The sequence below is a fragment of the Streptomyces sp. NPDC046215 genome (assembly GCF_040646215.1).
In the GTDB taxonomy this organism is placed as follows: domain Bacteria; phylum Actinomycetota; class Actinomycetes; order Streptomycetales; family Streptomycetaceae; genus Streptomyces; species Streptomyces stramineus.
In genome coordinates, this window is record NZ_JBEYZW010000058.1 from 1 (window position 1) to 13,298 (window position 13,298).

Below are 13,298 nucleotides of genomic sequence, written 5' to 3' on the forward strand. Positions count from 1 at the left end.
GGGGGGGGCCGCCCCCCCCCGCCGGGGGGGGGGGGGGTTTTTTGTTTGGGGGGGGGGGGGGGGGCGGGGGGGGGGGGGGGGCCCCCGCGGGGGGGGGGGGGGGGGGGCCCCCCCCCCCCCCCCCGCCGGCTCCCGCATCCGGGGAGGGAATCACCCCATGCCCGCACGACCCGGTCGGCCGGTGAAGCCGGCCGACCCCCGCGAAGGCGCTCGCGCCCAGCTCGCCTACGACATGTCCCGCGTCCGTGAACTCGCCGAGCTGACCCTGGAGGAGATCGAGAAGATCACCGGCGTGTCCACCTCGTCCCTGTCCGCCGCCACCGCCGGCCGGCAGTGCCCCTCCTGGCGGACCACCGCCGCGTTCCTCCTCGCCTGCGGCGAGGACCCCGAGGTGTGGCGGCCCCGCTGGGAGATGGTGGCCGACCCCCGCCAGCGCCGGGCCGCCGGCCTGCCCCGCGACCCGGGGCAGCGGGCCGTCTACGAACGGCTGCGCCCCGAACACGTCACCGACGTCGCCGAGTTCGGCCTCGGCCTCAGCCAGCTCAAACTCTGGCTCGGCGACCCGCCCCTCAAGCGCATCCACTCCCTGTCCCACCGGGAAGGCCATGGAATCGGCAAATCCACCATCTCCGGCGTCTATCAAGGACGGAAGCTCCCCACCGAGGACGCCCTGACCGGGTTCCTCGTCGGCCTCGGCCTCGGCCCCTACGAGCCCGAGCACCACCAGTGGCTCGACGCCAGACGCCGCCTCGCCGCCCAGGCGCTGGAGCACAGCCGCCGCCGGATGCGGCCCCGCGTCCCCGACCCGCTCCGCCGTCCCCGCCTGCGGCAGAGACAGCACCGCACGCAGTCATTCCGGGCCTCCGAACAGCAGAGCTGAACACCCACCGAGAGCGCGCGGCCGGACAGACCCCGAAAAGGGGGCTGTCCGGCCGCACCATGTGGCCGCCCGGTCAGGCCCGGTTCACCTCACGAGCCGCCCTGGGCACGGGCGTTGCCCGGCCGGGCCGGCCGCCGCAGCCGGCGAGCCGGCGGGAGCCTGCTACCGGAAGGGCACATTGACGCAGGCCAGCCGTTCACCGGCCATCCCCGCGTGCCCGGGACCGGTCTCGGTGAGATGCTCGTGCACCACCACCGAATACGCCCCGCCCGCACGGAAGTGCCAGGCCACCCGGGTACCCGAAGCGCCCTGGCCGCGCCCGTCGGTGGTGAAGTCCAGCCACGCCTCGTTCCGGGGATTGGCGTAAGCGGGGTCCACGGACGGCTGCACGGGGTCCACCCGGTGCTGGTAGTGCGGGCCCGAAGCCTCCGGATCCGCACCGCACGGCTTCTGGTGGACGTGCGCGCCGAAGCCGCGGCCCGCCTCGACCCCGCTCACCCGCAGCTCGATACGGGTCCCGCGGGCATCGGTACGCTCGACGACCTTCACCCGGCTGCCCTCGGGCACCGCGCCGAGGTCGTACGTCACCGCGCCGCCCGCCCCGGCTCTCGCGGGGGCGAACTGCTCCTCCACGCTCACACCGTGGGAAGGCGGACCCGCCCACGGGACCACCGCCACGGACGCCGCGGCCAGCACTGCTGTCATGAACGGCATGAGGCTCTCCCCTCATCGGAAATCCCCCGGGGCCCGCCCTCCCCCGCATCTCGGACGCTCCCGCCTCAGCCCCCACCCCAGCATCCTCCGCGACGGGCCGACCAGCCAGCCGGTACGGCCGGAGGCCGGCACGCCCGGCGCCCTCCGGCCCGGCGGACCCGCTCCACGCCGGGCGTTCCGGCGTCGTCACCGACCAGGACGCCCCCGGCGATCCCGGCCCGAACGGTCCGCCACCCCCGTCCCGACCTCGCGTTGTCCCGACCTCGCGTTGTCCCGACCTCGCGTTGTCCCGACCTTGCGGCCTCCCGACCTTGCGGCCGGCCCGGGCGGGCACCACCGACACCCTCCGCCGCTCCCCCGACGCGGGGAACGCCCCGCACCGGCCGACGCACCCCGGCCACGCGCTACCGCCCGCACACCGGCGGGCAGGGGCCCCGGGGGAACCACCCTTTTCCGGCCGGGCGCCCCGGCGCACCGGATTTCGGCGCTGTTCGGGGCAACGTCACCCGAACGCGGGAATGCACGCAAAGTAATGGCAATATTACCCTGGGTGCATGCCTGTGTGGGGTCGTGCTCTGACGCGAACGGTGGCACGCGGTGCGACCGCCGTGCTGATCTCCGTGCTGCTCATGATCACGGGTGGCGCCCCGACGGCCACGGCCCACGCGGGCGAGCCGGAGACGAACTCCCTCTCCACTTCCCTCCCCACCGAATCCGCCCCGCTGGACGAGTTCGCCGGCAGCCCCGCCGTCCCCGTGGCGGCCAGGACGGGGCACGGCCGCCGGCCCGGGCGGACGGGCCCGCCCCGCTCTCCGGCACCCGCCTGCGGCCCGCCCCGGGCCCCCTTCTCCCTCCGTCCCCTGCGCCTGGTCAACGGCATGGAGCAGGCCGCCGCCCAGGGGCGGCACACCATCCTGCGCTGCTGAGAGCGGCCGTCGCCCGCCCGTTCCGGGGCCGGCGCGACCACTCGACACCCCCCACACCAGCAGGTACGAGAGCAGGAGATTCGTCATGCCCCTCGACCCCGCGCGTGCCCTCAGCGCCTACCTGCGCGCCCAGGCGTACCAAGCCCGCACGCCCGCCACCCGCGCTCCCAAGGCCACCGCCGCCGCGCCGGACCTCCGCCCGCAGGGCGGCTCCGCGGTGGCGAAGGAGGCCCCTGTCGCCGCGCCGCCGGAAACGGCCCGTCCCGCGCGCCCGCCCGGCCGCTTCAGCCGCCTTCTGCTCCTCCTCCGTCAAACTCCGGCCGCTACCGGCCCCCGCCGCTCCTGACCCACCACCACCCGCACCCGTGGGACGGGTGGGGCGAGAAGGTGGGGTGAGAGAAGAAAGGGCGCGTGGGATTGAATGCCCGGATGACAGCCATCCGGACCCTCAACGTCTTCACCGGCCCCGGCGGCCGGGGAGGCAACTCCCTCGCCGTCGTCACTCAGGGCGCAGCCGTACCCCATGACCGACAGCGCCAGGAGCTCACCGCGGAACTCGGCCACAGCGAAACCGTGTTCGTCGACGACGCCCGCCGCGGCACCGTCGACATCTGGACCCCCGCCGGCCGGCTTCCCTTCGCCGGGCACCCGCTGGTCGGCGTCGGGTGGCTGCTCGGCACCCCGGTGCTCCGCCCGCCCGCCGGTGAGGTCCCCGTCCGCCGGGACGGGAACCTCACCTGGATCCGCGCCCACCCCACGTGGGCGACCGGACGGCACACCCGGCAGTACGCGTCACCCGCCGACGTCGAGGCACTGCCCGCACCGCCGCCCGGCCGGGGCTGGCTCTACGCCTGGGCCTGGCAGGACGAGACCCGCGGCGCCGTACGGGCCCGTGGCTTCCCCCGCCGCGGTGACCACATCGCCGAGGACGAGGCCACCGGTGCGGCCGCGCTGACCCTCACCGGGCAACTCGGCCGCCCGCTCCGCATCCACCAGGGCACCGCCTCCCTCATCCGCACCCGCCCGCACGCCGACGGCACCATCGAGATCGGCGGACGCGTCACCCCCGGGGCGGCCGGGGCGGCCGGGGCGGGCACCGCCGCACAATCCCGCGGCGCCCACCGGGTTCCCGGAACCGCGGGCGGGTGACCGGGCCGGGGGCGGCCGGTGGCATGCTGGGGAGGGTGAACGGTTCCCCTGTCCCTCTCACCCTCGCCCCTGAGCTGCGGCTCTTCGCCCCCGCCGGCCGCCGCGGCGAGCACACCACCTTGGCCACCGACGGCACCTCCGCCCTCGGCCACCTCGTCGAGTCCTTCGGTGTCCCCCGCACCGAGATCGGTGAACTCCTCGTCGACGGGCGCCCCGTACCCGCCGCGTACGTTCCCCGCCCGGGCGACACCGTCGAGGTCAGGGCCGTGGCCCGGCCCCAGCGCGTCCCCGGGGCCCCGCTGCGGTTCCTTCTCGACATCCACCTGGGCACCCTCGCGCGGCGGCTGCGGCTCCTCGGCGTGGACGCCGCCTACCACACGCCCGACCCCGGCGACCGGGCCCTGGCGGCACAGTCCGCGCAGCAGCAGCGGGTCCTGCTCTCCCGCGACCGCGGCCTGCTGCGCCGCCGCGAGGTCTGGGCCGGGGCCTTCGTCTACAGCGACCGGCCCGAGGAACAACTGCGCGACGTCCTGGGCCGCTTCGCGCCCCGCCTCGCCCCCTGGACCCGGTGCACCCACTGCAACGGGCCGCTCACCCGCACCCCCAAGGACACCGTCGACCACCGGCTGCGGCCCGGCACCCGCAGCACCTACCAGGCGTTCGCCCAGTGCACCGTGTGCGAACAGGTCTATTGGCAGGGGGCACATCACGCGCAGCTCGAAGCCATCGTGAACCGGGCACTCGACGAATTCGGGGCGTCCGCCCCGGCCGCGCGGCACGAGACGGCAGCCGCGGAGGCGGCCGGTCCGCACCTCACGACCCGCACGGACGGGAACGGCCGGCACGGGAACGCGTAGCAGAAACGCCCTAGCGCAGGACGCCTTCCAGGAAGTCACTGCTCAGCCGCGCCACCACCGTCACGTCCAACTGGTACAGCACATACCGGCCCCGGCGGCGTGTGGTGATCAACCCCGCCTGCTTCAGCACCGCCAGGTGCCGTGACACCTCCGGTGCGCTGAGGCTGAGGATGTTCGCCAGCTCACCCGTCGTGTGCGGTGCGCGCGCCGTGCTCCGGCACAGCTGCATCCGGACCGGGTGGGCCAGCGCCTCCAGCCGCAGTTGGAGCACGTCGACCGAGGTGGGCGCCGGCAATTCGGGGGAGCCGAGCGGGTAGTGGACGACCGGGCGCCAGCCGGGCCGGCCCAGGACCATCAGGTGCGGCCAGGAGAAGTGCGAGGGGACGAACGTCAGGCCCGCCCCCACGGCGGGGTCCACCGCCGTGGCCCGGCAGTACGCCAGCTTGTCCACCCGGATCCGCCGCCCGCCGTCCTCCAGCACCAGCGCGGGTGAGACCGCGGTCAGCGCCTCGCCCAGACCCTTGCGGCGCAGCAGCTCCGCCTTGTGCCGGACGTCGGCGGACAGCGTGCCGTGCACGCGCTGCCAGACGTCCGCGAAGAACGCCTCTTCGCAGTCCTCGGCCAGGCGCCGCACCCAGGCCCGCACCGAAGCGGGGTCCGTCAGCAGCCGCCCGGCGAACTGCCACTGCTGCGGGCCGCGGGCGGCCGCCAGTTCCAGTGCCCTGGCCCGCGCGTCCGCGTCGTCCAGCGGCGACGGCCCGCCCTTGTTGTACGAGGCGAGGAAGGCGAACTCCAGCGCCGCCGAGACGAACTGCTCGTCGTCCAGCCGGTCCAGCAGGTCGAGTTCCTCGGCGAGCGTCGCCCCGGCCCTGCCGTCACCGCCCCGCACCCCCGCGAAGGGGATGAACAGGTCGGAGAAGGTGTTGCGCCACAGGAAGTCGGCTTCGCGGAGCCGGTCGGCGAGGTCCCGGGGCAGCGCGGTGGACGTCGCCGTGACCCAGCCGCGCAGTCCCGGGTGGTGGCCCGGTTCGGACAGGGCATGCAGGGCCACGTTCAACTCGGCCAGTGGGGACGTCTGGAAGACGATGCTCTCCGCCGGCAGCCCCGCGATGTCGATGATCACGCTCATGGCCCTATCGTCCCTGACCCCACGGCTCTCCTCCGCACCGCTGCCCGCCGGCACCGGCCGCTGCCGTGGCCGGGGTCCGCTTCCGCGGCCTGTAGGCGTGCGGACCGCCCCGGGCGGGGCCGGAGTGGCACTGCGGGCGCGAGATACTGGGGGTGTGAGCTCCGCAGCCCCCACTCCCCCGCCGCTCGGGACGTCCGGTCCGCATCCGGTCCCCGATGCCCTGGCCTATCTGGCGGGCCGCTGGTCGGTCCGGCGCACCCTCGTCGATCTCGGTACGGGCTCCCGGGGCACCTTTGACGGCACGGCCGCGTTCCGGCCGCTCGACGGCTCCGCGGGCCTGCTGCACGTCGAGGAAGGGCAGCTGAGCTGGAACGGTACCGTCAACCGCGCGAGCCGGACGCTCCAGGTCCTCCCCGCGCCGGACGGCACCGCCGAAGTGACGTTCGCCGACGGCCGCCCCTTCCATGACCTGGACCTGCGCACCGGCCGCTGGACCACGCGCCACCACTGCGGGGCCGACCTCTACCTCGCCACCTTCACCGTCGTCTCACCGGACGCATGGCAGGTCCAGTGGCGCACCACCGGGCCGGCCAAGGACCATCTGCTGCGCACGACCCACCAGCGGTGCGCAGCGGCCGGGCCCCACGGCGAGTCCACCCCGTGAGGTGACGGGGCGGCTCTCCACGCCGCGCTCGGCGTGACGTACGCCGTCCGGTTCCCGCACACGGGACCCGGGTGACAGTCCGGCTCAGGAGCCGGGCCGAGGTCGTCGAAACGGCCCGCAAAACCGGCTCGGCCACCGGGAGTTGCTCCCGCCCTACCGTCGGAACGGGCCCCTGGGCAAGCCAGGGACCTGCGGGTTTCCCCCTTCGCCCGCGCCGCGAAAACCGCGACGGCAGTCGGGTCGGCGGGCTCTCGCAGCTCTACATTAGAAACCGGATTGTCGGTTTGTCAAACCTTGACTGCCTCCTGGCCCGCACCCCCGAGGGCACCCCCGCCGCGCCTCGCCCCGAGGGCCGGAGGAGCAGCAAAACACCTACGCAACAGGCGAGTTCACGGCCCCGCGGGAACCGGAATAGGACGGTCCGCACGGCCCGGCGGCCGGGCTGAGGAGATCCGTCCAGGGGCTCCCGGGTCCCTCTTTGCGGCCCCCGGGGGTGGAAATAAAACCAGTTAGTTGGTTTCATGGCGCCGATGCCCCTGCCCCACCCCTCTCACGACCCCGGGAGCCCTCGATGACCAAGCAAGAACGGGCCATGAACACCCGCCACGCCCTCATCCGCTCGGCGGCGCAAGCCTTCGACCAGCACGGCTACACGCGTGCCAAGCTCTCCGCGATCAGCGCCGGCGCCGGGGTCAGCTCAGGGGCGCTCCACTTCCACTTCGACACCAAGGCCGCCATGGCCGCCGCCGTCGAAACCGAGGCGACCCGCACCCTCCACGCCATCACCCGCAACATCCAGCGCAAGAGCGTCTCCCCCCTGCAGACGCTCATCGACACCACACACGCCATCGCCGAGCAGCTCCGCTGGGACGTGGTCACCCGCGCGGGCTTCCGCCTCAACTGCCGCCCTTCGCACACCGACCCCGACTCCGGCCCCCGCCCCGACCTGCGCGCCCAGTGGCACACCTACGTCACCTACACGCTCACCCAGGCCGCCCAGCAGCACACGACCCATCCCTCGCTCACCCCGCGCCAGCTCACGACCACCATCGTCGGCGCCACGGCCGGCTTCGAGGCCCTCGCCCGCCAGAACCACCAGTGGCTCTCCCACACCACGGTCACCACCCTCTGGCAGACGCTCCTCCCCACCCTCGCCACGCCCTCCCACCTCCCGCAGCTTCTCCCCGGCGGGACCCACACCCCGACCCACCCGTCCGCCCCCGTGGCAGCGACGACGGCAGCACCCGAAGCAGCAGCCCCGGTCGTCTCCCTGGCCGCAGTGCCGGTGCCCGTGCCCGTGCCCAGCTGACACCCGCCGGACACCCTGGCAACGGCCCGGCAGCGCCCGTCCGGCCGGACGGGGCCGCCCAGGCCGACCCCGTCCGCACACGGCGCCCTGCGCCCGCGCCCCGCGCCCTTTCCGCATCGCGCCGCCTCCCCCGGCCGCACAGCGCCCCGCACCCCCGAGGGCAGGGCACCGCCGGTTCACGACCGGCACGGTGCGCCCGGCGCACAGGCCGACGCGGACTCCCCCGCCGCCCGGCCCGGCCCCGGCCGGACACGCGGCCCCGCGAGGCCGGAGCCCGACGCGCCGCTCCCGCCCCCGAGAGCCGCGCGCCCGCCCCGGACACCGACGGAACGGGTGCCCCCTACACCCCAATTCGGGCATCTCCTAGCCGAGTGGTACATCTCCGCACATCGGGAGACGCCTCCTCTTGACAAACAGGCTAGCCGGTTTGTTACCGTCCGAGCGTCGGAGAGCACGCGGCACCCCGGAAGGGGCGGCTTGCCTCCGACAGGCGAGCATTGCCGTGGCCACCGGCCACGGCGCCGCCGGCACCGGAACACTCTCGAGGAGAAGCGTGGACACCTCTGCCCGCCCCACCGGACCGTCAGCGGCCCGGAACCCGGGGGCCGTTGGAGCAGGAGGCCCTTCCGCGCCCGCCCGGAGGGCCGTGGACGGCATCGCCGTGCGGGCCGGCCCCGCACCGCCTCGGCACGCTCGGCCGGACGGGCCGTGACACGGACCGACGGCGGCACATCCCACGGCGGGCAGCCGTCGAGGGGCGGTGGAGGGGATCGCCCCCTGACGGAAGAGCCCGCCTCGCCTGCCCGTCCGGCGCCTGCCGGACGGGCAGGCAGCCTCACCTCCCACAAGACCTCAGCACGGCGGCCGACGACGCCCTATGACCAGGCGTCAGGAGCCCGCGGCGGGCCCGGGGAGGCGGCCGGGCCGCGCACAGCGGCCGTGAAAAAACGTCAAGCCCCGGCCCGGCACGGAAAGGCCGGGGCGGGGCTGCGCGGGGGAACTGCGCGGGGGCAGGGACCAAAGGGGGATCCGGCTTCAGGGAGCCCTGCAAGAACGGCGTCCGCGGAGGGCGGCGCGAACGGATACGGGGGCGAGAGGTGCGGGAATCAGGCGCGGGAGGACAGGACGCCGTCGGGCTCCGCCGCGCGCTCCTGCCCGTAGTGCTCGTGATGCGCCTGCCAGACCCGGCCGCCGCGGTCCGGGGCGGTGTCCAGCCGCCGCAGCGCGCCGGGCACGGCGACGCTGGGGAGGAAGTAGTCGTAGAGGACGGCAATCCTGGCTTCCAGGGTCTGGTCGTTCTCCAGGGAGGTGGCGACGATCTCCACTCCCGTCCACGAGCTCACGAACAGGGTCGCGGCCTGGTGCGGGTCGACGTGGGGCAGCAGCTCGCCCTGCTCCTTCGCGGCCACCAGCAGCCCGGCGATGTAATCGATCCAGCCCGTCCAGGACGTGCCGAACAGGTCGCGCGCCTTGCGGTCCGCGGACAGCCGGATCGAAGCGCTGAGCAGGGGCTCCGCCGGAAGCCGGTGCGCGAGGACCATCCCGACGTCCACCCACTCCTGCAGCTTCGACTCCTGCGGCAGCACGCCTTCGGTCGTCAGCGCTTCGCCCAGCACCCCTCGCGCCAGCTCTTCCTTCGACGCGAAGTGGAAATACAGAGCCCCCTTGGTCACACCCGCGCGCGAGAGGATCTCGGCAATCGTCGCGGACTCGTAACCGAACTCATCGAAAACGGCACCCGCCGCCTCCAGAATCACGCGGCGTGTCTGGATCGCCCGCGCCTGTTTCGCCATGAGGGCACCTCCTGTAGCTCAATCGCTGGCACTTCACTCCCCGGCCGGCACGACAGAAAGACGGCAGGGGCACGGCCCTCTCTCACCCAACAACAAATTGAAAACCAAACCGGATAGTACGTATCTTATCATCGGCTGACCTCCGGCCGGTGAAGCAGAACACTCTGCCTCAAAGGGAAAAGACCATGACCCAGACCCTGCTGCAGCCCACCACCGTCGCCCCCGCCCTGGTCCACCTCGGCGGCCACCCCGAGAACGTGGTGTGCACCGGCTGGGACCGGCACGACGACGACCGCTTCACGGTCACGGCCCTCTGGCCCGCCGGCACCGCTCGCCATATCCCCGGACACGGTACCCATTGCGAGACCCTCGTCGCGGCCCAGACCATACGCCAGGCAGCGCTCCTCCTCGCGCACGCCGAGTTCGCCGCCCCGCTCGCCCACGCCGTTCTCCTGCGGACCTTCAACTTCACCCTCGACCCCGCGTGCCCCCTTCCCGAGGACGAGCCGGCCGCCCTCGACATCCACGTCACCGCCACCCCGACGGCCACCCGCGGCACCCGTGTCACCGGCGTCCACCTCGCCATGACGCTCCACCACGGCCCCCACGTGGTCGGCACCGCCGACACCGCTTTCGAGTGGATCCCGCCGACGGTCTACCGGCGGCTCCGCGGCACCCATGCCGAGGCCGTCAGCGAGCAGCCGCCCCTCCCCGCCCCCCTGCCGCCCGCCGGCGTGGGCCGCCGCACGGCCGCCGAGGTTCTCCTCTCCCCCACGTCCGACCCCCGGCAGTGGCTCCTGCGCCACCCCTTCGCCAACACCGTCCTCTACGACCACCCCGTCGACCACGTCCCCGGTCTCGTCCTCATCGAAGCCGCCCATCAGGCCGTCCGTCACCTCACCCAGGGGCACCACAGCGACGGCCCGGCCGGCCTCGCCGGCAGATCAGCGCACAACCTCCCCCTTGCCCCCGCTTTCCACCCCACCACTACGCACACCACTTTCCACACGTACGTGGAATTCGACCAGCCTTGCACCCTTACCCACCACTCCACTCATAACCCCCTCACCCACTCCACCATTCACCATGTTTACGGCCATCAGGACGGTCGTCCCGTTTTCCACACGATTCTCAGCGACGAGCACTGAGAGGCGTTGAAGAACCGGCCGTGGGGCGTTTTCGCCGAGCGGGCGGAATCAGGCCCGAGGGGGGCCGGCCCGGGGAGCGGGCGGCGAGGGAACCGGTCGGAGACAGCGCGGGGGACGGTCTGCGGCCGGGGGCACGAACACAGCGGGGCCGGGGAACGCGGCCTCGCGCGGGCAGGGCACGCCGGACCGCCCGGCGCCCGCGTGAGGCGCCGCGTCGATGCCGGCTGGTGTCCCGCCGTGCCGCCGAGCGGCGCGCCGGCGGCGCGAGGGGGCGCGCCGGTCAGCGGGTGATTCTCCCGACGCCCCCGTACTCCTCCCATTCGAAGGTCTCCTGCACGGGCCCCGCGCCGGCTCCGGGCCGCCAGCGGGAGACCTCCACCAGCCCCGGGGGTTCGACCTCCAGGGAGGCGAAGTAGGCCCGCACGTCCCGCTTCTCGCGCACGCGCCCCCAGCGGCCCCGGGTCTGGACGTCCATGAACTCGGTGACGAACTCGCGCAGCCCCGGGTTGTCGCTGACAAGCTGGCAGATCACCAGGAAGCTGCCGTCGGGGAGCCGGGAGGCGACCTCCTCGACCAGTGCGCCGGGCCCGTCCTCGTCGGGGATGCAGTGCAGGACCGAGACGAACAGCGCGGCGACGGGCCGGTTCAGGTCGATGAGCCCCCGTACCTGCCTGCTGTCGAAGATCCGGGCGGTGTCGCGCATGTCGGCCTGCAGGACGGCGGAGTTCCTGTCGCGTTCCAGGAGCGCGCCCCCGATGTTCCAGACGATCGGATCGTTGTCCACGTACACGACGCGGCACCCGGGGTCGACCCGCTGGGCGACCTCGTGGACGTTGTCCTGGGTGGGCAGGCCGGAGCCGTGGTCGATGAACTGGCGGATCCCGTGGTCACGGGCCAGGGCGCGCACGGCCCGGCGCAGAAACTGACGGTTATTCAGGGCCAGCGCCTTCATGCTCGGCACCTGCCGCAGCAGATCCGCACAGGCCCGGCGGTCCGCGGGGTAGTGGTTCCGCCCGTCCAGCAGGTAGTCGTACATGCGGGCCACGCTGGGTGTGCTGATGTCCACCTCGTACGGCAGGCCACTGTCGTGGAGCATCGTTCTCCCCGGAGGTCACGCGCGCCACGGAGGGGCGCACTCCCCAAGCCGTTCATGCTAGAGGCGCCCGGGCGGGGCAACGAGCCCCCGAAGGGCTGACAAACGGATTGACTGGTTGTCGTATCACCACTTCGCACGGCAGAACGGCGGTGGTGGCGGGCCGCCGGGCGCCGGGGCGCACACGGGTGCGTCCAGCGGTGGTGTTTGCGCGCGCCGGGCGCGGCAACGCGACAAGGGACACCCGCCACCGCGGAAGGGGCCCACGTGGTCGCCGTCGCTCTTCTTCTTCCCCCCTTGCTGTTGTGCGCGGTGCTCGCGCTCAGCCGCTACGAGGACCGCATGCTGGGCGGCCCGGCGCCCCCGCGGGCGCGGCGTCTCCTGCGGGCCGTCCCCCCGCTCCCCGACCGGGAGCCCGGCGACGACCCCGCCGAGGACGGCGCCGCGCACCCTCGCCGCAAGCACGCCGCCTGAGCCCGGCGGGCACCGCCGGGCCCGGCGGTGCCGTCAGCCGGTGGTCCGCGCCACGGCTTCCCTGACGACCGTCCGCAGGTCACCGGAGCGGTCGAGAATCGCGCGCTGGACGGCCGCCCCGCCGCCGCGGCTGAGCAGCCGGTTCAGCAGTTCCTCGGCCATCTCCAGGTCCCCGGCGTCCGAGAGCGCTGCCGCGACGTGCTCCAGGAGCGCCCACGCCACCGTTTCGGCGGAGGCCGGAGCCCAGGTCAGGGGGCGGACGAGCGGGCCCGCCGGTCCGGAGCGCCCCGCGCGCCAGGCGGCCAGCCGCAGCACCGCGACGGGGACCGGCGCGGGCGGTTCCCCGGCGCGCCAGGCGCGGGCCGACGTTTCCACCAGGCCCCGCACGAGCGCGGCCACGAGCACCGTGTCGTCCGCGTCCAGGCACACGTCGGCCACCCGCACCTCGACGGTGGGGAAGGTGTGGGAGAGCCGCGCGTCGAAGTAGACCATGCCCTCGTCCAGCAGCGCCCCGGTCGCCACCATGGCCTTGACCTGCTCGTGGTACCGCTCCGCCGAGCCGAACGCCTCCACCGGGCCCGCCGACGGCCAGCGGCCCCACACCCGGCTGCGGTAACTGCTGTAGCCGGTGTCCTCCCCCTGCCAGAAGGGGGAGTTCGCGCTGAGCGCCAGCAGGGGGGCCAGCCAGGGCCGGACGCGGTCCAGGACGGCGACGCCCTCCTCGTCCGAGTCGACCTGGACGTGGACGTGGCATCCGCAGGTGAGCTGCTCCTGGGCCGTCAGCCCGTAGGCCGCCGCCAGCCGGTGGTAGCGCCGGCCCGGGCTCAGCGACGGATCGGCCGGCAGCGGAGAGGTGGCCAGTGCCGCGACCTCCGCCCCGACCGCCCGGGCCTGCTCCGACGCCACGGCGCGCCGCCGGCGTATCTCCAGCGCCAGGTCGGCCATCCGCTCCCGGGGGCTGGTGGCCGTCTCCAGCTGCTCCGACTGCAGCTCCTTCTCCAGGCCGTCCTCGTCCCGGGCCTGTGCCAGCACCGCCTCCGAGACGGCCCGGGGCTCCCCGCTCGCGGGGTCCACCAGCAGCAGTTCCTCTTCCACACCGACGGTACGCACCCTGGCCTGCCCTTCTCAGCGGTCCACTCTCCCTCCTGTTGCCCGCGTGTGC

The 13,298-nt window shown here is 74.1% G+C and carries 13 protein-coding genes; 8 read left to right on the plus strand and 5 right to left on the minus strand.

Features of this window, described 5'->3' with window-relative positions; all coding sequences use genetic code 11:
- Positions 1 to 157 precede the first annotated feature (157 nt).
- Positions 158 to 880, plus strand: coding sequence for a helix-turn-helix transcriptional regulator (locus ABZ951_RS23165; protein ID WP_344093531.1), 723 nt, complete (start codon positions 158 to 160; stop codon positions 878 to 880).
- 162 nt (positions 881 to 1,042) lie between these two features.
- Here the strand turns inward: ABZ951_RS23165 and ABZ951_RS23170 are convergent, their stop codons facing one another.
- Positions 1,043 to 1,594, minus strand: a complete 552-nt coding sequence (locus ABZ951_RS23170; protein ID WP_344093533.1) for a superoxide dismutase family protein — start codon at positions 1,592 to 1,594, stop codon at positions 1,043 to 1,045.
- 554 nt (positions 1,595 to 2,148) lie between these two features.
- Between ABZ951_RS23170 and ABZ951_RS23175 the strand changes: the two genes are divergently transcribed.
- From ABZ951_RS23175 to ABZ951_RS23185, 3 genes are all read left to right on the plus strand, one after another.
- On the plus strand, positions 2,149 to 2,520 hold the full coding sequence (locus ABZ951_RS23175) for a hypothetical protein (protein ID WP_344093535.1): 372 nt from the start codon (positions 2,149 to 2,151) through the stop codon (positions 2,518 to 2,520).
- 429 nt (positions 2,521 to 2,949) lie between these two features.
- Complete coding sequence (locus ABZ951_RS23180) at positions 2,950 to 3,669, plus strand: PhzF family phenazine biosynthesis protein (RefSeq protein ID WP_344093537.1); 720 nt, start codon at positions 2,950 to 2,952, stop codon at positions 3,667 to 3,669.
- Positions 3,670 to 3,704: 35 nt separating this feature from the next.
- Positions 3,705 to 4,526 (plus strand): Mut7-C RNAse domain-containing protein, encoded by an 822-nt coding sequence (locus ABZ951_RS23185; RefSeq protein WP_344093540.1) that lies wholly within the window; start codon positions 3,705 to 3,707, stop codon positions 4,524 to 4,526.
- A 10-nt stretch (positions 4,527 to 4,536) separates the two neighbouring features.
- Here the strand turns inward: ABZ951_RS23185 and ABZ951_RS23190 are convergent, their stop codons facing one another.
- Positions 4,537 to 5,649: a DUF5937 family protein gene (locus ABZ951_RS23190; RefSeq protein ID WP_344093579.1), complete on the minus strand. Its 1,113-nt coding sequence runs from the start codon at positions 5,647 to 5,649 to the stop codon at positions 4,537 to 4,539.
- A 160-nt stretch (positions 5,650 to 5,809) separates the two neighbouring features.
- Here ABZ951_RS23190 and ABZ951_RS23195 point away from each other — a divergent pair, with 160 nt between their 5' ends.
- A complete protein-coding gene (locus ABZ951_RS23195) occupies positions 5,810 to 6,319 on the plus strand; it encodes a DUF6314 family protein (protein WP_344093542.1) in 510 nt (169 codons plus the stop codon).
- A gap of 571 nt (positions 6,320 to 6,890) precedes the next feature.
- Positions 6,891 to 7,628 carry a ScbR family autoregulator-binding transcription factor gene (locus ABZ951_RS23200; protein WP_344093544.1) on the plus strand — a complete coding sequence of 246 codons (738 nt, stop codon included), beginning with the start codon at positions 6,891 to 6,893 and terminating at the stop codon, positions 7,626 to 7,628.
- A gap of 1,106 nt (positions 7,629 to 8,734) precedes the next feature.
- Here ABZ951_RS23200 and ABZ951_RS23205 read toward each other — a convergent pair.
- Positions 8,735 to 9,421 carry a ScbR family autoregulator-binding transcription factor gene (locus tag ABZ951_RS23205; protein ID WP_344093546.1) on the minus strand — a complete coding sequence of 229 codons (687 nt, stop codon included), beginning with the start codon at positions 9,419 to 9,421 and terminating at the stop codon, positions 8,735 to 8,737.
- Between the two features lie 185 nt (positions 9,422 to 9,606).
- Here ABZ951_RS23205 and ABZ951_RS23210 point away from each other — a divergent pair, with 185 nt between their 5' ends.
- Entirely contained in the window at positions 9,607 to 10,569 is a 963-nt protein-coding gene (locus ABZ951_RS23210; protein WP_344093549.1) for a ScbA/BarX family gamma-butyrolactone biosynthesis protein, read from the plus strand.
- A gap of 280 nt (positions 10,570 to 10,849) precedes the next feature.
- Here ABZ951_RS23210 and ABZ951_RS23215 read toward each other — a convergent pair whose 3' ends face one another.
- A complete protein-coding gene (locus tag ABZ951_RS23215; RefSeq protein ID WP_344093551.1) occupies positions 10,850 to 11,665 on the minus strand; it encodes an SAM-dependent methyltransferase in 816 nt (271 codons plus the stop codon).
- Positions 11,666 to 11,929: 264 nt separating this feature from the next.
- On the opposite strand from ABZ951_RS23215, the gene ABZ951_RS23220 reads away from it, so the two are divergent.
- On the plus strand, positions 11,930 to 12,136 hold the full coding sequence (locus ABZ951_RS23220) for a hypothetical protein (protein ID WP_344093553.1): 207 nt from the start codon (positions 11,930 to 11,932) through the stop codon (positions 12,134 to 12,136).
- A 33-nt stretch (positions 12,137 to 12,169) separates the two neighbouring features.
- Here the strand turns inward: ABZ951_RS23220 and ABZ951_RS23225 are convergent, their stop codons facing one another.
- Positions 12,170 to 13,246 carry a glutamate--cysteine ligase gene (locus ABZ951_RS23225; protein ID WP_344093556.1) on the minus strand — a complete coding sequence of 359 codons (1,077 nt, stop codon included), beginning with the start codon at positions 13,244 to 13,246 and terminating at the stop codon, positions 12,170 to 12,172.
- Positions 13,247 to 13,298 lie beyond the last annotated feature (52 nt).